20 protein-coding genes are annotated in these 24,059 nt (G+C 72.1%); 12 read left to right on the forward strand and 8 right to left on the reverse strand.

Annotated features, from left to right (window positions below; translation table 11 throughout):
- Positions 1–145: 145 nt before the first annotated feature.
- Positions 146–379 carry a hypothetical protein gene (locus AB0877_RS06090; RefSeq protein ID WP_091402071.1) on the reverse strand — a complete coding sequence of 78 codons (234 nt, stop codon included), beginning with the start codon at positions 377–379 and terminating at the stop codon, positions 146–148.
- Positions 380–624: 245 nt separating this feature from the next.
- A complete protein-coding gene (locus AB0877_RS06095; RefSeq protein WP_366607129.1) occupies positions 625–2,229 on the reverse strand; it encodes an RNA polymerase sigma factor in 1,605 nt (534 codons plus the stop codon).
- 657 nt (positions 2,230–2,886) lie between these two features.
- Between AB0877_RS06095 and AB0877_RS06100 the strand changes: the two genes are divergently transcribed.
- The gene (locus tag AB0877_RS06100) at positions 2,887–3,702 is read left to right on the forward strand and encodes an inositol monophosphatase family protein (RefSeq protein ID WP_366607131.1); all 816 of its coding nucleotides are present in this window, start codon (positions 2,887–2,889) and stop codon (positions 3,700–3,702) included.
- Positions 3,703–3,930: 228 nt separating this feature from the next.
- Here the strand turns inward: AB0877_RS06100 and AB0877_RS06105 are convergent, their stop codons facing one another.
- Complete coding sequence (locus AB0877_RS06105; RefSeq protein WP_366607668.1) at positions 3,931–4,443, reverse strand: LytR C-terminal domain-containing protein; 513 nt, start codon at positions 4,441–4,443, stop codon at positions 3,931–3,933.
- A gap of 432 nt (positions 4,444–4,875) precedes the next feature.
- Here AB0877_RS06105 and AB0877_RS06110 point away from each other — a divergent pair, with 432 nt between their 5' ends.
- Both AB0877_RS06110 and AB0877_RS06115 read left to right on the forward strand, forming a co-directional pair.
- A complete protein-coding gene (locus AB0877_RS06110) occupies positions 4,876–5,172 on the forward strand; it encodes a DUF4193 domain-containing protein (RefSeq protein WP_007075406.1) in 297 nt (98 codons plus the stop codon).
- 119 nt (positions 5,173–5,291) lie between these two features.
- Positions 5,292–6,170, forward strand: coding sequence for a hypothetical protein (locus AB0877_RS06115; RefSeq protein ID WP_366607133.1), 879 nt, complete (start codon positions 5,292–5,294; stop codon positions 6,168–6,170).
- A gap of 80 nt (positions 6,171–6,250) precedes the next feature.
- Here the strand turns inward: AB0877_RS06115 and AB0877_RS06120 are convergent, their stop codons facing one another.
- Positions 6,251–6,778: a DUF3093 domain-containing protein gene (locus tag AB0877_RS06120; RefSeq protein ID WP_366607670.1), complete on the reverse strand. Its 528-nt coding sequence runs from the start codon at positions 6,776–6,778 to the stop codon at positions 6,251–6,253.
- Between the two features lie 89 nt (positions 6,779–6,867).
- Between AB0877_RS06120 and dut the strand changes: the two genes are divergently transcribed.
- The 4 genes from dut to AB0877_RS06140 all read left to right on the forward strand — a co-directional run bounded on the left by dut (position 6,868) and on the right by AB0877_RS06140 (position 9,296).
- Entirely contained in the window at positions 6,868–7,404 is a 537-nt protein-coding gene (dut, locus tag AB0877_RS06125) for a dUTP diphosphatase (protein WP_366607135.1), read from the forward strand.
- A 25-nt stretch (positions 7,405–7,429) separates the two neighbouring features.
- A complete protein-coding gene (locus AB0877_RS06130) occupies positions 7,430–8,092 on the forward strand; it encodes a DUF3710 domain-containing protein (RefSeq protein WP_366607137.1) in 663 nt (220 codons plus the stop codon).
- A gap of 114 nt (positions 8,093–8,206) precedes the next feature.
- Complete coding sequence (locus AB0877_RS06135; RefSeq protein ID WP_124816055.1) at positions 8,207–8,587, forward strand: OB-fold nucleic acid binding domain-containing protein; 381 nt, start codon at positions 8,207–8,209, stop codon at positions 8,585–8,587.
- A gap of 25 nt (positions 8,588–8,612) precedes the next feature.
- Positions 8,613–9,296, forward strand: coding sequence for a DUF3159 domain-containing protein (locus AB0877_RS06140; protein ID WP_366607139.1), 684 nt, complete (start codon positions 8,613–8,615; stop codon positions 9,294–9,296).
- A gap of 38 nt (positions 9,297–9,334) precedes the next feature.
- Here AB0877_RS06140 and AB0877_RS06145 read toward each other — a convergent pair whose 3' ends face one another.
- Together AB0877_RS06145 and AB0877_RS06150 are read right to left on the reverse strand one after the other, a co-directional pair.
- Positions 9,335–10,024, reverse strand: coding sequence for a TrkA family potassium uptake protein (locus AB0877_RS06145; protein ID WP_366607141.1), 690 nt, complete (start codon positions 10,022–10,024; stop codon positions 9,335–9,337).
- Between the two features lie 3 nt (positions 10,025–10,027).
- Positions 10,028–10,693, reverse strand: coding sequence for a TrkA family potassium uptake protein (locus tag AB0877_RS06150; RefSeq protein ID WP_366607143.1), 666 nt, complete (start codon positions 10,691–10,693; stop codon positions 10,028–10,030).
- Positions 10,694–10,856: 163 nt separating this feature from the next.
- Here AB0877_RS06150 and AB0877_RS06155 point away from each other — a divergent pair, with 163 nt between their 5' ends.
- The 3 genes from AB0877_RS06155 to dxs all read left to right on the forward strand — a co-directional run bounded on the left by AB0877_RS06155 (position 10,857) and on the right by dxs (position 16,293).
- Positions 10,857–12,941, forward strand: coding sequence for an APC family permease (locus tag AB0877_RS06155; protein WP_366607145.1), 2,085 nt, complete (start codon positions 10,857–10,859; stop codon positions 12,939–12,941).
- A 94-nt stretch (positions 12,942–13,035) separates the two neighbouring features.
- The gene (locus tag AB0877_RS06160; protein WP_366607672.1) at positions 13,036–14,232 is read left to right on the forward strand and encodes a TRAM domain-containing protein; all 1,197 of its coding nucleotides are present in this window, start codon (positions 13,036–13,038) and stop codon (positions 14,230–14,232) included.
- Between the two features lie 114 nt (positions 14,233–14,346).
- Positions 14,347–16,293, forward strand: coding sequence for a 1-deoxy-D-xylulose-5-phosphate synthase (dxs, locus tag AB0877_RS06165; RefSeq protein ID WP_366607146.1), 1,947 nt, complete (start codon positions 14,347–14,349; stop codon positions 16,291–16,293).
- Between the two features lie 619 nt (positions 16,294–16,912).
- Here dxs and AB0877_RS06170 read toward each other — a convergent pair.
- Entirely contained in the window at positions 16,913–18,106 is a 1,194-nt protein-coding gene (locus AB0877_RS06170) for a hypothetical protein (protein WP_366607148.1), read from the reverse strand.
- 454 nt (positions 18,107–18,560) lie between these two features.
- Here AB0877_RS06170 and AB0877_RS06175 point away from each other — a divergent pair, with 454 nt between their 5' ends.
- Positions 18,561–20,324 carry a hypothetical protein gene (locus AB0877_RS06175; protein WP_366607674.1) on the forward strand — a complete coding sequence of 588 codons (1,764 nt, stop codon included), beginning with the start codon at positions 18,561–18,563 and terminating at the stop codon, positions 20,322–20,324.
- The gene (locus AB0877_RS06180) at positions 20,324–22,120 is read left to right on the forward strand and encodes a hypothetical protein (RefSeq protein ID WP_366607149.1); all 1,797 of its coding nucleotides are present in this window, start codon (positions 20,324–20,326) and stop codon (positions 22,118–22,120) included. The genes AB0877_RS06175 and AB0877_RS06180 overlap by 1 nt, the downstream gene beginning before the upstream one ends.
- Here AB0877_RS06180 and AB0877_RS06185 read toward each other — a convergent pair whose 3' ends face one another.
- Positions 22,121–23,983: a hypothetical protein gene (locus tag AB0877_RS06185; RefSeq protein ID WP_366607151.1), complete on the reverse strand. Its 1,863-nt coding sequence runs from the start codon at positions 23,981–23,983 to the stop codon at positions 22,121–22,123.
- Positions 23,984–24,059 lie beyond the last annotated feature (76 nt).

A 24,059-nucleotide genomic window follows, 5' to 3' on the forward strand; every position in this document is an offset into this window, starting at 1 on the left:
GGGGGGGGGGGGGGGGGGGGGGGGGCGGGGGGCGGGGGGCGCGGGGCGCGGGGCGCGGGGCGCGGGGCGCGGGGGTGTCCAGGCAGAAAAAGCTGACCGGAGGCACCCTCGGGGTGCCTCCGGTCAGCTATGTCGGTTTGCGGATTTAGTTCGCCATCAGATCGGCGCCACGCCAGCTGAAATCGGGCTCCGTTGCGAACCGCTCGGTGATCTTCACGAGATCCTCCGCGTACTTGTTCGCGTGGTGCCCGCAGAACACCAGCTCGCTCCCACCCGCAAGAGTGATCCGGAGCTTTCCGGCAGCATTGCAGCGGTCGCACCGTTCATCGGCGGCTGGGGGAGCCGCCGTGACGGGCGGCGGCGTGAGGGTCGGGGTCATCGCCTTCCTCCTCTGGTCGTCACCGATGAACAATCTCTTCGGTCGTTGCTCACCTATCGTGCAACACCCTTACTAGGCACTGCCTTCCCTGTGTGCCCGCGGGGGACCGAGGTCACACCTGGAAGGAACAGTGTGCCGTGCACCCAGGGTGCCACGTCAACGATCACATTCGTGCATCCGGACGATCACCATCTGGTGTTGCACACCAGGTGGTCAAAACGACACGTTCGGTTGACGAAACCCGCTCAGTCCAGGTAATCCCGGAGGACCTGCGACCGGGACGGGTGACGCAGCTTGGACATCGTCTTGGACTCGATCTGCCGGATCCGCTCCCGGGTCACCCCGTAGACCTGGCCGATCTCGTCGAGCGTGCGCGGCTGGCCGTCGGTCAGGCCGAAGCGCAGACGTACCACACCCGCCTCACGCTCGGAGAGCGTCTGCAGCACCTGCTGGAGCTGGTCCTGCAGGAGCGAGAACGAGACGGCGTCGACGGCGACAACGGCCTCGGAATCCTCGATGAAGTCCCCGAGCTGGCTGTCGCCCTCGTCACCGATGGTCTGGTCCAGTGAGATGGGCTCCCGAGCGTACTGCTGGATCTCCAGCACCTTCTCGGGTGTGATGTCCATCTCCTTGGCCAGCTCCTCCGGAGTGGGCTCGCGGCCCAGGTCCTGAAGCAGCTCACGCTGTATGCGGCCGAGTTTGTTGATGACCTCGACCATGTGCACGGGGATGCGGATGGTGCGGGCCTGGTCGGCCATGGCGCGGGTGATGGCCTGTCGGATCCACCAGGTGGCGTACGTGGAGAACTTGTAGCCCTTGGTGTAGTCGAACTTCTCCACGGCCCGGATCAGACCGAGGTTGCCCTCCTGGATCAGGTCGAGGAAGGCCATGCCACGGCCCGTGTAGCGCTTGGCCAGCGACACCACCAGTCGGAGGTTCGCCTCCAGGAGGTGGTTCTTGGCCCGCTCGCCGTCGCGGGAGATCCAGCCCAGGTCACGGACCATCTCCCGGACGAGCTTCTCCTCGCCCTCGTCGGCGGCCCGCAGCCGCTCGGCGGCGTAGAGCCCGGCCTCGATCCGCTTGGCCAGCTCCACCTCCTGCTCGGCGTTGAGCAGCGGAACCTTGCCGATCTGCTTCAGGTACGCCCGGACGGAGTCGGCGGAGGCGGTCAGCTCGGCGTCGCGTCGCGCCTGCTTGAGGGCCTCGGACTCCTCGTCGTCCCACTCGAAGTCGTTGTCGGTCGCCGAGGCGGCGGCGTCGGTCTCGGCTGCCTGGGCCAGCTCGGCCGGCTCCTCGACCACCACGTCCTCGATCGCGGCGGCCAGCTCCTCCGGGTCGATCTCGCCCTCGGCGCCCTCGCCCTTGGCCTTGCCGCCAGCCTTGGTCGGTTTGGCTCCCGCAGCCGCTGCCACCGTCGCCTTGGTGGCTCGGGTCGACTTGGTCGCCTTCGTCGGCGTCGCCGTTGCGGCCTCGGCACCGGTCACCTTGCGAGCGGCCACCTTGCGCGGGGCCGACGTCGCCGGGGCGTCGTCGCCGGCGGGGGCCTGCTTCGGGGCCGGCGCGGCGGCCTTCTTGGTGGTCTTGGCGGTGGTGGCCCGGGACGCCGGCGTGGTCGAGCGCGCCGCGGCGACGCGGCGGCGGGTGCTCGCCGAGCCGTCCACCACGACGGTCACTCCCGCCTCGGAGAGCGCCCGCAGGATCTTCTTGGCCTGGGCCGGAGTCACCTCGGCGGACTCGACGGTGCGCGCGAGCTGAGCCGACGTGAGCTGACCACCGGCGCTCTGGGCGTGGGCGATCAGGGTGTCGGTGAGCGAGCGAACGTCGGCGCCGGGCTGGCGGGGTTCTGTCACGAATGACCTTCCGGAGGCGAAGAGCGGGCACGGCGGGTTCGTCCAGCGCAGCGAGGGTTACCGTGCCGGGCGATGTGGTTGAGGGACCCTCGTGTCACGGTCCGGCCGGTGGTCGGCGGTCCGTGCCGCGTGGGCAGGGGTGAATTGTAACGCCGTCTGCGGCGATCATCCTGCTCCGCACCGCGTACCGCCGGTGGGGACCGTCGGTGGGGTGGAGATATGGGCTTCGCGGCAATGATAGCCGCGCGGCCGGCGAAGGGTTTCCGTCGTCGCGCCCGGCGGCGCGTACAACGTGTCCGAACTGCCGCTTGAGCAGGCAGTACGTGGTCGACGTGGCGTTTGCGAGGGTGCGCGTGTGGATCACCGTGATCGTTGTCGGCCCGGCCGGTGGCGTCCCAACCAGGTCGCGGTTGGGCATCGGTTGTGAGCCGAGCGTGGACAGGGTGGTAAGCACTTAAACGACATTACCAACCGAAAGGGGCATATTGCCGGAGGTCGGCCGCTCAAGCTGCGTGGACGGTGCGGTGCGCCCACGTCACGGCGGTTCCCGACGCCAAAAGATCCTGCTCTGGCGCCGTTGCGCGGCGTCGGGAACGATGATCTTCGGAGGTAGTTTCACCCACTCACATGCACCCGGAGTGCGGAAAGAGGCGAATCATGACCAACTCGGCTACGACACCGTCGGAGCTGCTGACCATCGCGGTGAAGGTGGCCCGGGACGCGGCGGACACCGCGTACCGGATGCGCGCCGAGGGGGTCGTCGTCGCCGCCACCAAGAGCACCGTCACCGACGTGGTCACCGCCGCCGACCGCGCGGTCGAGCGGCAGATCCTCGCCGCGTTGGCCGCGCTACGCCCCGGCGACTCGGTGCTGGGCGAGGAGTACGGCGAGGAAGCCGGAGCGGCGCGCAGCGGAGTGCGTTGGATCGTCGACCCGATCGACGGCACGGTGAACTACCTCTACGGGCTGCCGTACTCGGCTGTCTCGCTGGCCGCCGAGGTGAACGGGGTGGTGGTTGCCGGGGTCGTGCGCAACGTGAGCACCGGCGAGGAATGGACCGCCACGGCCGGCGGCGGGGCCTGGCGTGACGGTGCGCGGCTGCGCTGCTCCGGCGAAATGGACCTGGGGCAGGCGCTGGTCGGCACCGGCTTCGGGTACGACGCCGGCCGTCGGGCGCACCAGGCGCAGGTGGTGGCCGGGCTGATCGCACACGTCCGGGACATCCGCCGGCTCGGTGCCGCGGCGCTGGACCTCTGCCTGGTCGCCGAGGGGCGGCTCGACGCGTACTTCGAGAAGGGTCTTGCGGCTTGGGACCTGGCGGCTGGCGGACTGGTGGCCGCGGAGGCGGGGGTCCGGGTCGCCGGCCTGGCCGGCCGGCCGCCGGGACCCGACCTGGTGGTCGCGGCCCCTCCTGCGCTCTTCGCGCCGCTGCACGACCGGTTGGCTGCGCTGGACGCCGCCGGCGGTCCCTGATCGGCGGGCCAGGTCAGCCGGCTCTGAGTGGCCGGCTCCGCCCTCCTGGCACCTGGTTCCGGCCTTCCGGCTCCGGTCGGTGGGCCCGGCTCCGGCTCCGGTGGGTGGGCCTGGCTCCGGTGGGTGGGCCTGGCTCCGGTGGGTGGGCCCGGCTCCGGCGGTCGGGCATGGCATGGCACCGGCCGCTGCCGGTCGCCGGCCTGGCGTTGCGGGGGACCGGTTACGGCGTCACTTGGCGGGTGGGGACGCGCAGGCGCCCTTGGGTGCCTCCGGGGGGCCCGAGTCGCCGAGCGACTGGTTGACCTCGGTCGTGGTGGCGAGCTGCTGGAAGCGGTTGCCCAGCACCACGTCCACGGTGTCGTCGGCGCGCTTCGGGTCGTAGCCCGGCACGGCGTTGTTGAGGAAGTACGCCTGGAGCAGGTGGGCGGAACCGACACCCTTCGGGCCGTACCGCAGCACCGCGATGCTGTCGACCTTCTTCTCGTTCCCGGTCTTCTTGACCTGGAACTGTCGATTGCTGAACTCGTCGGCGACGGTGTGGGCGAGGCCGGGCTGGTCCGTGGCGTTGAAAACGTTGATCTTGACGTCCTTGCGCTCGCGCAGGGTCAGATCCGCCAGCGGCCAGCCCTCGGGGCAACCCGCCGCGGTGCCCGCGTTGCCCTGGCTGTCGCGGACCACGGCCACGACGACGAAGACCAGGGCGATGATCGCCAGCAGGCCTACGACGACGAGTGCTCGCACGCGCGCAAAACTCATCAGGGCGCTCCCCGGACCTCAGTGAGTGGTGGCGGCCGGGAACGATCGCTCAGGCCGCCGGCCGTCGAATACGCCGCTGAGGTTAACGGTTGTCCGGCCGTCGCGTGGAAACAGCCCGACATGCCGGCGCGCCGACCGCGAACCGGGTACTACTACCCCTATCTTCGTGTCGCCTGAATCACATTGGGAACAATCTCGCGTGCGGGGGCGTACATCTCAGCCGCAAGGGCGGTATACATGCCTCGCCCAAGGGGGGGTAAGGTTCCGCGCTCGCAGGGGAGTCGCCCCGGCGGGCTCGACCTGTTCGGTCCTCGGGTCGGGTGCCCGACACAAGTGATGGCCGGCCAGCGGAACCGAAACAGCGTCGTCCGGCGTTACAACCGGAAGCGACAACATCGATATGGGAGAGTGAAACCGATGGCCACCGACTACGACGCCCCGCGTCGCGACGAGGTCGACCTCGGCGAGGACAGCCTGGAAGAGCTCAAGGCACGGCGCGTCGACTCACAGTCGGGCGCGGTGGACGTCGACGAGGCCGAGGTCGCCGAGAGCTTTGAGCTGCCCGGTGCCGATCTGGCCGACGAGGAGCTCACGGTCAAGGTGCTTCCGATGCAGCAGGACGAGTTCCGGTGCGCCCGCTGCTTCCTGGTCCACCACCGTAGCCAGCTGGCGGTCGAGCGAAACGGCGAGCTGATCTGCCGCGAGTGCGTCTGACAACCACGACAACACCGGCGGCGGCCTCCTGAACGGGGTCGCCGCTGCCGGTGTAGGCATGCGGCTGCGGTGGGTACCTGCTTGACTCGTAGCGGGTAGCCACAGCACCGGGAGGTCCGATGAGCGATCGAGGCGGCACCACCGAGGGCGGCACGGAGGGCCTCGGTGCCACCCGTGGCACGGACGGCCTCAGTGCCACCCGTGGCACTGACGACCTCGGCGCCGACGGTGGCTCGGACGACCTCGGCGCCACGGTCGCGGCGTTGACCGCGGACGACATCGCGCCGGCACGACGCCGCCAACTTCTGACCCGGATGGTCGGGCAGGCCCGTGCGCGGGGCATCTCCGACCTGTTCAAGCCCCGCGCCGCCGTGCGGTGGATGGTCGACACCGTCGCCGAGATCGCCCCGCACGTGCCGGTACGGGATCTGGACACGTTGCGCCGGCACTTCCCCGGCCTGGACGACGCCGCCCTGGCCGATCGCCTCATCCGTAACGCGTCGAGGACCACCGCCGCCATCGGCGCGGCCGGTGGAGGCGTCGCCGCTGTCGAGTGGACCGTGGCCCCGACCCTGCTCTCCGCGCCGGTGCTGCTGGCCGCCGAGACGGTGGCCGTGGTGGCGGTGGAGCTGAAGCTCGTCGGCGAGCTGCACGAGATCCACGGCGTGACGCTACCGGCCGCCGGCAGCCAACGGGCGGTCGCGCTGGTGCACTCCTGGGCCACCCAACGCGGCGTCAACCCGATGGTGCCCGGCGTGGGAGTGGGAGCGGTGCTCGGCACCGCCGCCCGCAAGGAGCTGCGGGACATGCTGCTGCGGCGCTTCGGTCGCAACCTCACCACGCTCGGGCCGTTCCTGACCGGAGCGGCGGTCGCCAGCTTCCTCAACCGCCGGGCCACCCAGCAGATGGCCGACCAGCTCCAGGTGGACCTGCGTCGGCGGGGCATCGCCCGCCCCGCCCCACCGCCGGCCCTCCCAGGCCCACCGACCGGCACCTGAGCGGGCCCTTCGCCTTCAGACCGGCAATAGCGCGGCCCTTCGCCGTCGGACCCGCGCCTGAGCGGGCCTTCGGCGTCGGGTCAGCCCGGCTCGCCCGCCCTCGGGTGGGAGGCCGACAGGGCGTCCCGTGCGGTCAGCACCGCCTCGGCCAGTTCGACCGGGTGGCGGGTGCTCACCACCCAGAACGGGGTCGGGTCCGCGGGATCGTCGAGGATCACCTGCACGGCACCGCCGATCCACGGCCGCTGCACCACGAAGGCGAGCGGGTCCGCGCCGACTCCGAGCACCTCACGTCGGCCGGCCACGTCCAACGGCACCACGTCGGCCACGAAACGGACCGGCAGGCGGGCGTCGTCCACCCGCAGCTCGGCGTCGGCCACCGCGACCCGGATCCGGCCCAGCCACCACAGCCCCACCGCGGTGAGCGGCATCAGCACGGCGAACGGCAGCCAGGCGCGGACGCCGGAGGCGCCCATCCAGATCTCGACGGCCAGCAACGCGGCGGCCACCAGCCCGGCCAGCCACAGCCACCAGGGCAGATCCAACCGCTCGGTGTACGCCGAGCGGGCGGCGACCGGCGGCTGATCGGCGGACGGGGAGGGCGACATGCTCACTCCTGCGAGGGTACGGCGCACGGCGGCCCGACGAACCGGCAGGATGGCAGGGTCACCCCGCGAACCGGACGGAAGAGGGGCCTGTGACCGACGTCGTACCCGTGCCTGTGCAGTTGCTCGACCCGGAGCTGCCGTTGCCCACGTACGCCCATCCCGGCGATGCCGGGGCCGACCTGGTGGCGGCCGCGGACGTGGAGCTGCCACCCGGCGGCCGTGCCCTGGTGCCCACCGGCGTGGCCATCGCGCTGCCGGAGGGGTACGTGGGCCTGGTCCACCCCCGCTCCGGTCTGGCGGCCAGGCTCGGCGTGACGGTGCTCAACGCGCCCGGTACGGTCGACGCCGGCTACCGGGGTGAGATCCTGGTCAACCTGATCAATCATGATCGGGATGTGCCGGCGAAGATCTCCCGCGGCGATCGGATCGCTCAGCTCGTGGTCCAGCAGGTCGCGCGGGCGCGGTTCGAGCCGGTGGTCGAGCTGCCCGCGTCCCGGCGCGGGACCGGTGGGCACGGGTCCACCGGTGGGCACGCCGGGCTGGTCCCGTCGCCGACGGGCCAGGACCGGGTCGATCGGCGGCCGAGCGAGCCGGGCCGCGGGCAGACGGAAGAAGTGGCAGGGTGAGTGTGAACAGCGGAGGGCAGGCGCAGTGATCTTCTCCCGAAAGCGGGCCGATGCGGACCGGCAGACCCGTGACGAGCGGGCTACCCAGGTCCCGGACCAGGGCGATGCGACGCCGACGTTGGAGCGCGGCCCGTACGACATCTCCGAGAGCTACGACGACGTGCAGCGCCTCGACCTGGGCAGCCTGCACATCCCGGCGATCGCCGACGTCGAGGTGCGGGTGCAGGCCGACCCGCAGGGTGTGATCCAGCAGGTGGTGCTGGTGCACGGTGACAACGCGCTCCAGCTGGGCGTTTTCGCCGCCCCCCGGTCCGAGGGCATCTGGGACGAGGTGCGCGAGGAGATCCGGCAGTCGTTGCTCCGCGACGGCGCGAGCGCGCAGGAGGTCGCCGGCGAGTACGGCCCGGAGCTGCACGCACAGGTGAACACGCCGGACGGCGTGACGAACCTGAGGTTCGTCGGAGTCGACGGGCCGCGTTGGATGGTCCGGGGCGTCTTCCAGGGCCCGGTGGCCACCGATCCGGCCATGGCCGGTCCGCTCGTCGAGTGCCTGGACGGCCTGGTGGTCGACCGTGGGCAGGAGGCCAAGCCGGTCCGCGAGCCCCTGCCGCTGCGGCTGCCTCGGGAGATCGCCGACCAGGCCGGGGCCGAGGCGGGCGACGCTGCCGCCGCGCCGCGTCAGGTCTGACCGGCGCGCACCGGCCCGCCGGAACCAGCCCTGTCGGCGTACGCTGGCGGCACGGTTCCGGCGCCGCCGGGGCCGGCCGGGGACGGCGAGCGTGGAGAGGGTGACGCGGAGGTCATGACGACCGACGAGGGCCGGGTGTCGCTGCGGCGCATCCTGCAGAGGTTCACCGCCAGCGAGGCCGAGATCGACGCGCAGGAGCTGCGTCGGGAGAGCGCCGAGTGCGGCGGGATCCCCGCCCAGCAGTGTTCCCGGGGTCAACTGGTCTCGGTCGCCGGTCGGCTGCGCACCGTGGTCTACACGCCGCGCACCAACCTGCCCACCCTTGAGGCCGACCTGTACGACGGCAGTGACGTGGTCACCCTGGTCTGGCTGGGGCGACGGCACATCGCCGGGATCGAGCCGGGGCGGCATCTGACCGCCCGTGGCCGGGTGGCCGTGCGGGACGATCGCAAGGTCATCTACAACCCCTACTACGAGCTGGACTCGCCCAAGTGACGGCACTGCGGACGGAAGGCCGGCGATGACGACGGGACAGGACCGGGCGGCACAGCCGGATACCGACCCTCAGGACGAGGAGCCGCTGCCGACGATCGCCGAGCAGATGGCCGACCAGCTCGGCGGCTGGCGAGGGCTGGTCGAGTCGAGCATCCCGGTCGTGGTGTTCGTCGTCGCCAACATCATCGGCGAGCTGCGGCCGGCGGTGATCGCGTCGATCGCGGTCGCCCTGCTGATCGCGGGGCTGCGGCTGGCCCAGCGTCGACCGATCCGGCACGCCGTCAACGGGCTCTTCGGCGTCGGTGTCGGCGCGGCCATCGCGTGGCGCACCGGCGACGAGCGTGACTTCTACCTCCCCGGCATCCTCTACGGCATCGGCTACGGCGTAGCCCTGCTGATCTCGGCCGCGATCCGGCAGCCGTTGGTGGGCTGGATCTGGTCGGTGTTGGTGGCCAAGGGCCGTTCGGAGTGGCGGTCCGACCCGAAGCTGGTGCGCACGTTCACCCAGCTGACGGTGCTCTGGGGCGTGGTCTGGCTGGCCAAGGTGGGCGTGCAGGCGGGGCTCTACCTGGCCCACCAGGACACCGCGCTGGGCGTGGCCCGGCTGGCGTTGGGCTACCCGCCGTACGCGCTGCTGTTGCTGATCACGGTCTGGACGGTGCGCCGGGTCACCCGGGAGTCCCCGCCGACCCCGCTGCCCAGCGCCTGAGCGACGTCGGGCGGCCGGCCGCTCAGTGCCCCGTGGGGTCAGCGTGAGCCGCGGGTCCGTTCGACGCTGTCCGCTCCGAGGATCACCGCGCGGACGGCGTCCTCCACCTCGGCGGTGCAGACGAAGATCAGCTCGTCCCCGGCCTCGATCGGGTCGTCCGGGCTGGGCACCAGGACCCGCTTGCCGCGCAGGATGGCCACCAGCGCGGCGTCCCGGGGCAGCGGCACGGCGTGGATCGGCTCACCGACGTACGGGGCGGTCGGCGGCAAAGTGATCTCGACGAGGTTCGCCTCGCCCTGTCGGAAGGTCATCAGCCGGACCAGGTCGCCGACGGTGACCGCCTCCTCGACGAGCGCGGCCATCACCCGCGGCTTGCTCACCGCGACGTCCACGCCCCACTGCTCGGTGAACAGCCACTCGTTCTCGGCCCGGTTGACCCGGGCGACCACCCGGGGCACCGCGAACTCGGTCTTGGCCAGCAGCGACAGCACCAGGTTGGTCTTGTCGTCGCCGGTCGCCGCGACCACCACGTCGCAGCCGGCGACGTCGGCCTCCTCCAGGCTGCTCACCTCGCACGCGTCGGCCAGCACCCACTCGGCGGCCGGCACCCGGTCCGGGCGAAGCATCTTGGGTTGACGCTCGATCAACATCACCTGGTGGCCGTTGTCGATCAACTCCTGGGCGATCGAGCGGCCCACGTTGCCCGCGCCCGCGATGGCGACCCGCATGGCTCAGTGCCCTCCTTCCGGCGGCGTCGCCGCCACCGACGTGACAGTCGCCACGATGTCATCGCTGACCAGCATGAACGCCTGGTCACCCTCCTGCATGACGGTGGAGCCGGTGGGCAGCGTGCCGATGCCGAAGCGGATCAGGTAGGCCACCCGCGCCCCGGTCGCGTCCTCCAGCGTCCGCACCGGTCGGCCGATCCAGTCCTTGTGTACGGGCACCTCGACGATCGACACCGTGCTCGTGGGGTCGCGGAAGATCTCCACGTTGCCCTCCGGGACCAGGTGTCGCAGCATCCGGTCCGCCGTCCACCGCACGGTCGCCACGGTGGGAATGCCCAGCCGCTCGTAGACCTGCGCCCGGCGCTGGTCGTAGATGCGGGCGGCGACCCGGGACACGCCGAACGTCTCGCGGGCCAGCCGGGCCGAGATGATGTTGGAGTTGTCGCCGCTCGACACCGCCGCGAAGGCGTCCGCGCGCTCGATGCCGGCCTGCCGGAGCACCTCGCCGTCGAAACCGGCCCCGGTCACGGTGATCCCGGCGAAGTCGGGGCCGAGCCGGCGGAAGGCGTCGGCGTCCTGGTCGATCACCGCCACCGAGTGCCCTCGGGACTCCAGGCTGTGGGCGAGCGTCGACCCGACCCGACCACATCCCATGATCACGACGTGCACGCTGTCCCTCCCAAGGTGCGTACCGCTCCCGCTGCCGGTGGTCTTCGAGTGCGAGCCTGCCACGTCCCGGTCACGAGCGGGGACCGACCGTACCCCGCCGTCGCGAGCAGCGGTGATCGCCCACCCCCGCGCCCCCGCCGTGGTGGTCGTACTCTTGGCGTTCGTGGCCAGTCCCACCTCGCTGCTGAAGCGGCTTCTTCTCGGTCGACCGTTCCGGTCCGACCGGCTCCAGCACACCCTCCTGCCGAAGCGCATCGCGCTGCCCGTGTTCGCCTCCGACGCGCTGTCCAGCGTCGCGTACGCGCCCGACGAGATCCTGCTGACCCTCTCCATCGCCGGTGCCTCCGCGTACGTCTTCTCGCCGTGGATCGCGCTGGCCGTGGTCGTGGTCATGCTGACCGTGGTGGCGAGCTACCGGCAGAACGTGCACGCCTACCCGTCCGGTGGCGGCGACTACGAGGTGGCCACCGTCAACCTGGGTCCGAAGTTCGGCGTCGGGGTGGCCAGCGCGTTGCTGGTCGACTACGTGCTCACGGTGGCCGTGTCGGTCTCCTCCGGCGTGGCCAACCTGGGCTCGGTGGTGCCGTTCGTGGCCACCCACAAGGTCCTGATCGCGGTGATCGCGGTCGTCCTGCTGAGCGCGGTCAACCTGCGCGGTCTGCGCGAGTCGGGCACGGCGTTCGCCATCCCCACCTACGGCTTCGTGATCGTGATGGGTGGGATGCTGCTCACCGGTCTGTTCCGGGTCTTCGTCATGGGTGACGAGCTGCGCGCGCCGAGCGCCGACCTGGTGATCCAGGCCGAGCACAGCGTGACCGGTTTCGCGCTCGTCTTCCTGCTGCTGCGGACGTTCAGCTCGGGCGCCGCCGCGCTCACCGGTGTCGAGGCGATTTCCAACGGGGTGCCGGCGTTCAAGGCGCCGAAGAGCCGCAACGCCGCCACCACCCTGCTGCTGCTCGGCGGCATCTCGGTGAGCATGCTGGTCGGGATCATCTGGCTGTCCCGGCTGACCCACCTCCAGTTCGTGGAGGACCCGGGCCTCCAGATCGTTACCGGCCCCGAGGGGTACGTGCAGAAGACGGTCACCACCCAGCTCGGTGAGACGGTCTTCGGCTCCGGGTCGATCCTGCTCTACGTGGTGGCCGGGATGACCGCCCTGATCCTCTTCCTGGCCGCGAACACCGCGTTCAACGGTTTCCCGGTGCTCGGCTCGATCCTCGCCCAGGACCGCTACCTGCCCCGCCAGTTCCACACCCGGGGCGACCGGCTGGCCTTCTCCAACGGCATCGTCTTCCTGGCCGTCTTCGCGATCGTGCTGATCGTCGGCTTCCAGGCCGAGGTGACCCGACTCATCCAGCTCTACATCGTCGGGGTCTTCGTCTCGTTCACCGTCTCCCAGGCCGGCATGATCCGGCACTGGAACCGGCACCTGCGCACCGAGCGGGACCCGGAGGCGCGCCGCCGGATGCAGCGCTCGCGCGCCATCAACACCTTCGGCGCGGGCCTGACCGGCGCGGTGCTGGTGATCGTCCTGATCACGAAGTTCCTGCTCGGCGCCTGGATCGCCATCGCCGCGATGGCGGTGATCTACGTGCTGATGCTGGCGATCCGCCGGCACTACGACCGGATCGCCGTCGAGCTGACCCCACCGGACGAGGGCCGGGCCGTGCTGCCCGCCCGCAACCACGCGATCGTGCTGGTCAGCAAGCTGCACCAGCCGACGCTGCGGGCCATCGCCTACGCCCGCGCCACCCGGCCGGACACGCTCACCGCGGTGACGGTCAACGTGGACGAGAAGGACACCCGGGACCTGCAGGCCGACTGGGAGCGACGGGAGATGGCGATCCCGCTCACCGTGATCGACTCGCCGTACCGGGAGATCACCCGCCCGATCCTGGACTTCGTCGCCTCCACCCGCCGCACGTCGCCCCGGGACGTGGTCACCGTGTTCATCCCCGAGTACGTGGTCGGCCGTTGGTGGGAGAACCTGCTGCACAACCAGAGCGCCCTGCGCCTCAAGGGCCGGCTGCTCTTCGAACCGGGAGTCATGGTGGTCAGCGTGCCGTGGCAGCTCGCGTCGACAGCGAGCAAGAACCTGGACCGGCTGGACGCCACACTGTCCCGGACACCGGCGCGTGGACCACGCAGCGCCGTGCCGCCACCGCTCGCCGCATCGCCGGTGGCTGCCACGCCGCCCGGTGAGGATGGGCCCGAGAACAGCGCAACGATGGGGAACACTCGTGACTGAGCCCGGCGGTCAGCGGACCGCGGCAACCGGGACGCCGTCCGCGTCGGCGTCACCGGCGTTCGAGCGGGGCCCGGCCGAGACGGACCGGGTCGAGCTGACCGTCGACGCGGTCGCGCCCGGCGGGCACTGTGTCGCCCGGGTGGACGGGCAGGTGGTCTTCGTCCGGCACGCGCTGCCGGGTGAGCGGGTCGTCGCCGAGGTCACCGAGGTGCACCGGGGGTTCGTCCGGGCCGACGCGGTGACAGTGCTCGAGCCCTCACCGGACCGCGTCGAGCCGCCCTGCCCGTACGCGAGGCCGGGTGCCTGCGGGGGCTGCGACCTCCAGCACGTCGCGCCGGCCGCCCAGCTGGCCTGGAAGACCGCAGTGGTCCGCGAGCAGTTGGTCCGCCTCGGTGGGCTGACCGATGACGAGCTGGACCGGCTCGGCGTGCGCGTCGAGGCGTTGCCCGGTGGGCTGCTGGGCTGGCGCTCCCGGGTCCGTTACGCGGTCGACGCCGCCAACCGTGCCGGCCTGCTCAAGCACCGCTCGCACGAGGTGGTCCCGATCGACCGCTGCCGGATCGCCCACCCGGCCATCCAAGAGCTGCCGGTGCTCATTACCAGCGGGGCGCGCTGGCCGGCCGCCGAGGCGGTGGAGACCGTCGCCAGCACCGGCGGGGACGTGACCGTCACGGAGATCCGCGACGGGGCGCCCGCCCCGGTCAGTGGCCCGACCGAGGTCCGCGAGGTCGCCGCCGGACGGGACTGGACGCTGCCCGCGTCCGCGTTCTGGCAGGTGCACCCCGCCGCCGCGGACGCCCTCTCCGCTGCCGTGCTGGAGCTGCTGGACCCGCAGCCGGGCGAGGTCGCCTGGGACCTCTACGGCGGCGCCGGGCTGTTCGCCGCCGGTCTGGCCGCACGGGTCGGCGCGACCGGCCGGGTGACCCTCGTCGAAGCGGCGGCGCAGGGTGTCGCCGCCGCCCGGGAGAACCTCGCCGACCAGCCCAGCGTCGAGGTGGTGTCGGCCCGGGTGGAGACCGCGCTGGCCCGCCGACGGATCACCGGCCCGGTCGACGTGGTGGTGCTCGACCCGCCGCGCTCCGGGGCCGGCGCCCAGGTGGTCCGCGCGCTGGTCGCCGCGGGCCCGCGGGCGGTCGCGTACGTGGCCTGTGACCCGGCCGCCTTCGCCCGGGACGTGCGTACCTTCGCCGACCTCGGTTGGCGACTGGCGGCGCTGCGGGGCTTCGACCTCTTCCCGATGACGCAGCACGTCGAGCAGGTCGGGCTGCTGCTTCCCCCGGACGCGCGGTAGAACCCGCCGCCTGGCACCTGACCGGGTGCTCAGCCACCCACTCCCGGCCCGGCCGGGGTGCCTGGGGCTCGGGCCGGGCTGCGGAGTACCGGGGGGCCGATAGACTCTCCGGTCATGAGTGTTGAAGAGGACACGGCCAACCACGGCCGGCTGCTGGGGACGGTTCGCGGTCCGCAGGACGTGAAGCGGATGTCCGGCGAGGAGCTGGACGTCCTCGCCGCCGAGATCCGGGACTTCCTGATCACCAAGGTCTCCCGTACCGGCGGGCACGTCGGGCCCAACCTCGGTGTGGTCGAGCTGACGCTCGCCATGCATCGCGTCTTCGACTCACCCCGGGACCGGCTCCTGTTCGACACCGGCCACCAGGCGTACGTACACAAGATCCTCACCGGGCGTCAGGCCGGCTTCGACAAGCTCCGCCAGCGCGGTGGCCTCTCCGGCTACCCCAGCCAGGCGGAGAGCGAGCACGACCTCATCGAGAACTCGCACGCTTCCACAGCGCTGTCCTACGCCGACGGCCTCGCCAAGGCGTACGCCCTCCGGGGCGAGGCGCGCAGCGTCGTGGCCGTGGTCGGCGACGGCGCGCTGACCGGCGGCATGTGCTGGGAGGCGCTGAACAACATCGCCACCGCCGGCAACTCCCTCGTGATCGTGGTCAACGACAACGGCCGCTCCTACTCACCGACCATCGGCGGGCTGGCCGACCACCTCTCCTCGCTGCGGCTCAACCCCGGCTACGAGAAGGTCCTCGACACCGTCAAGGACGCCCTCGGCTCCACGCCGCTCGTCGGCAAGCCGATGTACGAGGTGCTGCACGCGGTCAAGAAGGGCATCAAGGACGCGGTCGCCCCGCAGGCGATGTTCGAGGACCTGGGCATCAAGTACGTGGGCCCGGTGGACGGGCACGACGTGGGGGCGGTCGAGGCGGCGCTGCGCGCGGCCAAGAACTTCGGCGGCCCGGTCATCGTGCACGCCGTCACCCGCAAGGGCTACGGCTACCGTCCCGCCGAGGAGGACGAGGCCGACTGCCTGCACGGCCCCGGCAGCGCCTTCGACGTGGAGACCGGCGCGCTGCTGGCCGCCCCGTCGGTGAAGTGGACGCACGTCTTCGCCGACGAGCTGCTGGCCGTCGCCGACGAGCGCCCGGACGTGGTGGGCATCACCGCCGCCATGGCCGAGCCGACCGGCATCGCCAAGCTGGCCCGCAAGTACCCCGAGCGGGTGTACGACGTGGGCATCGCCGAGCAGCACGCGGCCACCTCGGCGGCCGGGTTGGCGCTCGGTGGCCTGCACCCGGTGGTCGCGGTCTACGCCACCTTCCTCAACCGCGCCTTCGACCAGGTTCTGCTGGACGTGGCGATGCACAAGCTCCCGGTGACCTTCGTGCTGGACCGGGCGGGCATCACCGGCCCGGACGGGCCCAGCCACTACGGCATCTGGGACATGTCGGTCTTCGGGGTGGTGCCGGGGCTGCGGATCGCCGCTCCCCGCGACGCCGCCACCCTGCGCGAGGAACTGCGCGAGGCGCTGGCCGTCGACAACGGCCCGACAGTGGTGCGGTTCCCGACCGGCGCGGTCGCCGCGGACCTGCCGGCACTGCGCCGGGTCGGCACCGTCGACGTGCTGGCCGAGTCCGCCCGTACCGACGTGCTGCTCGTCGCCGTCGGCTCCTTCGGCCAGTTGGGCATGGAGGTGGCCGCCCGGGTCGCCGAGCAGGGCTACGGCGTCACCGTCGTCGACCCCCGCTGGGTGCGTCCGGTCCCGGCGGAACTGGTCGACCTGGCCGCCCGCCACCGGCTCGTGGTCAGCGTCGAGGACGGCGTACGGGTCGGCGGGGTGGGCGACGCGCTCGCCCAGGCGATGCGCGACGCCGACGTCCGGGTGCCGCTCAAGGACCTGGGTGTACCGGCCGACTGGCACCCGCACGGCACCCGCGCGCAGATCCTCGCCGACCTGGGCCTGACCGCTCAGGACGTGGCCCGCAACGTCACCGGTTGGATCTCCGGCCTGGACGCCACCCCGGACCGCCTCACCCCCAGCGACGCGGCCGCACAAAACTGACGAGAACGACCAACGGCGGGCGTCCCGAGGGGCGCCCGCCGTTCGCATATCCACCCCGGCCCCCACCCCTCAACCCACCCCCCACAGCGCCCGAGCCGTTCAGCCCTCCGGCCGCCCCAGCCCCGCACCCCGCAGCGCCCAAGCCCTTTAGTCCTCCGGCCGCCCCAGCCCCGCAACCTGCACCCCGCACCACTCAGCCCGGGGCGACCGAGCCCCCCCAGGCCCGCCTCGGCTGCGTCGATCAAGGACTTGTGGTGCCCCGCAAAAGGTGCATATGGCCAGCAGTTGCCCACCACAACTCCATGATCGGCTCTCTTGGAGGGGTGGCAGGGAGCGCGCCGGGGTGCGGGGCGGTGTTGCGGGTGCCTGGCGTCGCCGATACACCCCACCTCCACCCGCCCCCCAGTCCTCTCACCCTCACCGCCCAGCCTTCCCGACCCCACTGCCCCGCCCGAGCCCCCTGCCTGCGCCGATCTTGCACTTTCGGTCGGCGTAATGCGCCTTGAGCCCGTTTTGTCGGCACAGAAAGTGCAAGATCGCGGGGGCGAGCGGGGCGAGCGGGGCGAGCGGGGGCGAGCGGGGCGGGCGGGGCGAGGGGGGACCGGCGGGGTGGGGTGGGTTAGCGGGGGGAGATTGAGCGGTAGTGGGTCTTGTCGGTGTTGGCGAGGCTGTAGGTCTGGGAGCGGGCCGGGGCGGGAACGACCACCAGGCCGGGGCGCTCGACGAGCAGGGGAGTGCCCGGCGGGACGGACAGGGAGCTGTCCCGGGTGGCCCGCCAGCTCAGCACCACCAGCGGCTGACCGGGTACCGGCAGCTGGTACGCCTGCAACGGGGTGGCCCGGTCGGCGGGTGAGACGACGGGCGCGCTCCCGTCGGCCGGTCGATAGATCACCGCCGTCATCGCGCCGGCGTCGGTGTCCCAGCTGAGCTGCTGCAACTCGGCCGGCTCGCCGCCACCGAGGGCGACTTCGCCGAGCGAGCGCACGGTGAGCTTCGCCATCGGCCAGGACGTCGGCACCGAGCGTGGGGCGTCCCGGTCCCCGATCCGGCGCGGGATGCTGCCGAAGGGGCCCCGGTCGCCGGACAGCACGCAGGTGTCCAGACCAGTGAGCGCCCGCCGGCCGGTGCCGGACTCGTCGCGGACCAACGGGTAGCGCGGGTCGACGGTGCCGGTGCCCAGGTCGAGCAGTCGGTCGGCGGCGCGTCCACGGGGGAGGGACTCCGTGGTTCGCAGGGTTGCGGTCACGCCGACGGCCGTGCAGGACGGCACGTCGACCGGTGCGCTGAGACCGTCCGCGATGGTCAGCGTCCGATCCTTGGGCCCGAGGAGGCTCTGCACCCGGGAAGAGACCAGGTAACGCCGGCCGCCGGCAGTCTGCACCGGCAGCACGTCGGAGTAGACGAGGTAACCCGGGTCGGTGTACTCGGCGGCGCGGGTCACCGCGTACCGGTCGCCCTCACGAGTCAGTTGCAGAAGCCAGGACGCGCTTTCGCCGGGCACGTCGGCGGCCACCAGGGCCACCGGGACGCCGTCGACCCGACCGGAGAAGAGGATGCCCGACGAGGGCAGGTGCGCGCGGTCGTCGGCCGGCGACCGCCAGCTCCGGACCGCCGTGGTGACCGCCGCCGTCGCCGCCGCGTCCCCGGAGAGGTCGCCGCGGGGCGGCCACACAGCGAGCGTGCCGTCCAGGCTGTCGTAACCGACCCGGAGGTCCTGCGGCTTCCGCTCGGCTACCGGACCGCAGGCCGTGCCGGCCAGCAGCGCGCTCAGCAGGACGGGAAGCGCCCTGCCGTACCGACGGCCTGGAGTCACCTGGCCCGCCCCCGATCGCTCGCCGTCGCTGTCGGAAAGCGCCATAGTACGAGATGTCCGATGCGACGCCTCAGTTGGCCGCCACCCGAGCCACCACAATGGACGGCACCGGGGGTTTAGGGCGTTTTGGTTGCTCCGGTAGACTCCGCCGACTGTGACGCCTGCCGAGTCCCGCGCCCTGCCCGCGCCGCACCCGGAGGCGGTAGACGACTCCGCCGAGCTGGTGAGCTACCGCACACCGGCCGGGCTCTTCGCCGGCCCGCCCGCGCTCGCCGTCCCCAGCACAGCACCGGCCAAGCCCGAAACCCCGGCCGACGCCGCCGCAGCGCCGGCCAGGCCCGAAACGCCGACCAAGCCCGCCACACCGCCGGCCGAGCCCGAGACGCCGGCCGAGCCCGAGACGCCGGCCACCTCCGGAACGCCCGCCGAGTCTGAAACGTCGGCCGAGAGCGCGGTGCCGACGCGAGCGCGGTGGCGCCGGTGGACCCGGCGTCGGCAGCACCTGGCGGTGGGCGGGCTGTTCCTGCTCGCCGCGCTCTGGGTGACCAGCCGGATCTGGCTGGACCCCTCCGGTCGGGTGGCCTCGCTCTACACCGGTGACCCGGCGCAGGTGCAGTTCTTCCTCGCCCACTCGGTACGCGTGGTGCTGCACGGCGAGTACCCGTTCTACACCGAGCAGTTCAACTACCCCGACGGCGTCAACCTGATGGCCAACACCGCCGTGTTGGCGCTGGGCATCCCGATGGTTCCGGTGACGTTGCTCTTCGGGCCGGCGGTCTCCTTCGTGGTGCTGGTCACGCTCGGGCTCGCCGGCACCGCGATGGCCTGGTACCTGATGCTCTCCCGCCACCTGGTGCGTACCCCGCTCGCGGCGGCGGTCGGCGGCTGGTTCTGCGGGTTCTCGCCCGCGATGCTCTCGCACGCCAGTTGGCACCCGAACATCATCAGCCAGTTCCTGTTGCCGTTCATCGTGTGGCGGGTGCTGGTGCTCACCCGCTCCGGAAGACCGATTCGGGACGGGGCACTGCTCGCCCTGCTGGTCACCGCGCAGGCGTTCATCAACGAGGAGATCCTGCTCTTCACGGCGTTGGCCTGCGGCGTCTTCCTGTTGGCGGTGCTGGCCCAGGAGCCGGCCCGGTGGCGGGCGGCATGGCGACCTCTGGGCGCCGGCGTGTTGACCTGCGCGTTGCTGGCGGGGGCGTTGCTGGCGTACCCGCTCTACGTGCAGTTCGCCGGGCCGATGGCCTACCACGGGCTCAGCGACGCGGTGAAGGACTACGGCAACGACATCGCGGCCTTCTTCGCCCCCGGCTCGCCCACCCTCGGCGGCAACCAGCGAGCCAACATCAACCTGGCGCCGAACTACTCCGAGGAGAACGCCTTCTTCGGCTGGAGCCTGTCGATGCTGGCCATCGGCATCGTGGTCTGGCTGCGCCGGGAGTTGATCGTTCGGGCGCTCGCGGCGACCGGCGTGTTCTTCGCCGTGCTGTCCCTCGGCGAGCGGGTCTCCTGGTGGGACCGTGAGCTGATCACCGGGCCGTGGCAGTGGTTGGTCCACCTGCCGCTGTTGGACGCGGTGGTGCCGACCCGGTTCGGGCTCATCACCAGCGTGGTGATCGGCCTGCTGTTGGCGCTCGCCGTCGAGCGGGCCTGGGCGCTACGCCCGGCCGACCGGCGTACCGTCCGGGTGCTGACCGCCGCGGGCCTGGCCTTCGCGCTGCTGCCGATCGCACCGATGCCGCTGCGGATGGTCTCCCGGCCGCCGGTGCCGGACTTCATCACGGCGGACCGGTGGCGGGCGTACGTCGGGCCGGACCAGACGCTGGTGCCGATCCCGGTGCCCAGCATGGGCAACACGCACGGTATGCGCTGGGCGGCGTCCACCAACCTCGACTTCAAGATCCCAGGCGGTTACTTCCTCGCGCCCCGCAACGGCAACACCGGTGACCCGGGTCGGTTCGGCGGCCGTCCCAGCGGGGTGGGTCAGCTGCTGGAGGAGGTGGCGACCACCGGCCGTACGCCCAAGCTCGACGACCGGCAGCGTCGGCGCTTCGCCGACGAGCTGCGGCACTGGCGGGCGGCGATCCTGGTGCTGCCGGTGCGGCAGCAGAACGTCGAGCCACTGCGACGTACCGTCGAGGAGCTGGTCGGTCCGGGCCGCCAGGAGTTGGACGTCTGGGTCTGGGACGTGCGGACGCTCACCGACCGTTCGGTCTGATGACCACCGGGACGACGTCCCCGAACATCCCACCTCCGGCGACGGTCGGCGCGTCCCGCGCGGGCTGGCTGCGGGACGCGCTGGTGGTGGCCGGCTATCTGGGTCTCGCGGTGCTGCTGACCAGCGGGCAGTGGGGTCACCCGTGGCGGCTGTTCCACCAGGCGGGTGACCAGATCCTCTTCGAGTGGATGCTGGCTCACGCGGCACATGCGGTGGTCGAGGGGGAGAACCCGCTCTTCAGCACCGGGTTGAACGCGCCCGACGGGGTCAACCTGATGGCGAACACGTCGGTGCTCGGCCTGGGTGTTCCGCTCACCCCGGTCACGGTGCTCTTCGGCTCGCAGGTGGCGTTCTGCGTGGCGGTCGTCTGCTGCCTCGCCGGGACCGCCGTCGCCTGGTACGTGCTGCTGCGCCGCCGGCTGGTCGGCACCCGGGCCCCGGCCGCGGTGGGTGGGCTGATCTGTGGCTTCGCCCCGGGCATGATCGCCCAGGCGGGGGCCCACCTGCACATCGCCGCCCAGTTCCTGGTGCCCGCGATCCTCGCCCTGGTGTTCCGGCCGGCCGCGGAGACGAGGCTGCACGGCGTGTGGCGGCCCGGCGTCGGCCTGGGGCTGCTGCTCGTCTGGCAGGTCTTCATCGGCGAGGAGGTGCTGGTCTTCCTGGTGCTCGCGGCCGGCGTCTTCGCGCTGGGTTACGCGCTCGCCGACCGGGTGGCCGCACGGCGGCTGGCACCGGCCCTCTTCGGCCGGCTCGCGGTGGCGGCCGGCGTGGCGGGGGTGCCGCTGGCGTACCCGCTGTGGTTCCAGTTCCACGGCCCGCAGCACTACTCCGGGATGGCGTTCGCCACGCAGGGCTTCCAACTGGACGTCGCCTCGTTCACCGCGTCGGCCCGGCAGACCGTGCTGGGTGACGACTGGCTGCCGGGGCTGCTCTCGCCGAATCCGACCGAGGAGAACTCGTTCTTCGGCCCGGGCCTGCTGGTGCTCGCCGTGGTGATCGTGATCTGGCAGTGGCGACGACCGCTGGTCCGAGCGCTCGCCGCCTGCGGCGTGGTCTTCGCCCTGCTCCCGCTCGGCGACGAGTTGCGGGTGGACGGTGCGGCCACCGGCATTCCGGGGCTGTACCGGCTGGTCGGCGGGCTGCCGTTGCTCGATCTCGCGGTGCCGGCCCGGTTCGCGCTGGTCTGCGTACCGGTGCTGGGGGTGCTGGTGGCGCTGTCAGTGGACCGGGTCCGGGCCGCGCGGGGGCCGGATGTGGCGCCGGGCCTACCGGTGCGGCTGCTGTGGGCCGGCGCGGTCGCCGCCGCGTTGCTGCCGTTGTTTCCGACGCCGATCCGCGTGGTGCCGGTCGCGCCCGTGCCGGCGTTCGTCGCGGCTGGTGGCTGGGGTCCTATGGTGCCGCCCGGCCGGACGGTGGTCGCGGTGCCCCCGGTCACCGGTGCCGGGCGCAGCCCGGCGATGCTCTGGTCCGCCCGTACCGGCCTGGCGTTCGCCGCGCCGGGCGGTTACTTCATCGGCCCCAGCGGCCCGGCCGACCCGGCGGCCCGCTGGGGCGCGCCGGACCGGCCCACGTCGGTGCTGCTGCGGCAGGTCGCCGAGACCGGCGTGGTGCCGGTGCTCGACGACGCCGACCGCCGCCAGGCGGTCGAGGACCTGCGGCACTGGCGTGCCGCGGTGGTCGTCCTCGGGCACCTGGAGCACGGTGACCCGGTCCGCCGAACCGTCGACGACCTGCTCGGCCCAGGCCGACCGGTCGACGGCGGATGGTTGTGGGACGTCCGGGACCGGGTCGGCTGACTAACCCACCAGGGCGCGCACGTCCCAGACCCAGACGTCGTCGACCCGCTGCGGTGGCCCGATCAGGGCGGTGACCAGCTCACGGAGCACCGCCTCGCGGGGGTGCGCCCCGAGCACCACCACCGACGCCCGCCAGAACCGTAGGTCCTCGACGGTCTGGCGGCGGTTCTCGTCGGTCAGCGCCGGAACCGTGCCACTGTCCATGGTGGAGTAAATGAGGGTGCTGGTCGGCCGGTTCGGCGCGCCGAAGACCCCCTCACCCAGCTCGTTCGGGCCGATGAAGTAGCCGCCCGGAACGGGGAACTCCTGCCCGGTCAGCGCACTCCACCGCAGCGTCGGCAGACCGTGCACGTTGCTCGGGATCGGCACCGGCACCAGGGTGCGGCCCGCCGGCACGTACGGTCGCCAGCCGCCCGCGGTGATGAAGTGCGGCGGCGGGTCGATCTGCTGGGCGGGCAGCGGGCGGGGGAAGAGCGGCAGCACGGCGAGGGCGACCGCCGCGTACCCCACCGGGCGCAGCCAGCGGCGGCGCGTCGCGGCCGGCGCGGCCGGCTCGTCGTCGGACGTCGCCGGGGTCGCTTCGCCGACGCGCTGGGCCGGCACCCGCGGCCGGTCGGCCACCGCGCGCCCCTGGCGGTGCGCGGCGTCCCAGGTCAACGCGAGGAGTACGCCCACCGCGGCCGCGACCACCAGCGTCAACCGGGTCGGCATCATCATCTCGACCAGCGGCAGGTCGTCCGACACGTACGACCACGGGCCGCGTACGCCGGTCTCCTCACCGTTGAAGCGCACGAACGGCCCGATCGCGGCCACGCTGAACACCACGATGAGCACCGCGGCGATCCGGGCGGCCAGCGAGCGGCGGACGAGCAGCACCAGCGCCACCACCGAGAGCAGCACCAGCGGCCAACCGAACCAGGTGTTCTGCTCGGTCAACCCGATCGTCTTCTCCACCGCCGGGTCGCCGGCCCAGGTGTCCCGGGCGAAGGTGACGAAGGCGACCAGGTCCTCGCCCCAGTTGTGGAACACGCCGCCCTGCAGGCCCCGGTAGGACTGCGGGCCGTTGAATTGGAACCAGATCGGGTATGCGGTGAGCACCAGCGCCAGCCCGCCGGCGACGCCGAGCCCGGCCAGGAAGGTGCCGGCGGCGGCCCGGGTGGCCCGCGGCCGCTGCACGGCGTACGCCACCACGATGACCAGGCAGGCCAGCGCGGTGAGCAGCAGCATCTCCTCGTTGATGAAGATCTGGTACGCCACCAGCGCACCGAGCACGAGGCCGTTGCGTCGCCACCGGCCCGGCTCGGCCAGGGTCAGCACCCGCACCACGATCAGTGGGAGCAGGAAGTTGGAGACGAAGTTCGGTTGGCCGTTGGCGTGGTGGATGATTCCCGGCGCGAAGCCGAGGAACGCGCCGCCGACGAACGCCGCCGCCCGGGAGCGCACCAGGTGGCGGGAGAGCATCCAGTACCCGGTGCCGGCGGTGGCCGCCAGCGCCGCGCCCAGGTAGAGGGCGTACATCACCTGGGGGCCGAGCAGCATGGTCAGCGGAGCCAGCGGCAGGGTCACCCCGAGCAGCGAGGTGTTGGCCATCATGTTCACCCCGTCCGGGGCGTTCTGACGGGCCGTGAACAGCGGGTTCTGCAGGTGCCGTACCGAGTACTCGCCGTGCGCGAACAGCCACTCGAACCAACTGTGGTCGGTGGGCAGGTGCGAGGAGACCCGGCCGTTGACGTCACCCCAGTAGTTGAGGCAGACGAAGACGCCCAGCAGCACATAGGCTCCGAGGGCCAACAGGTCGGCTCGGGCCGGACGGCGTCGAGGCCGCCGTGTCGACTCGGCCTCGGCCGGGTCGGCGTCGGTCACGGGATTCAGCGAAGGGTCTACCACCGGCACAGCCACGACGCGCCATCGTACAGGCGGGTTTCCGTCGCTTTTGCCG

The sequence above is a fragment of the Micromonospora sp. NPDC047644 genome (assembly GCF_040704315.1).
Classification (GTDB): domain Bacteria; phylum Actinomycetota; class Actinomycetes; order Mycobacteriales; family Micromonosporaceae; genus Micromonospora.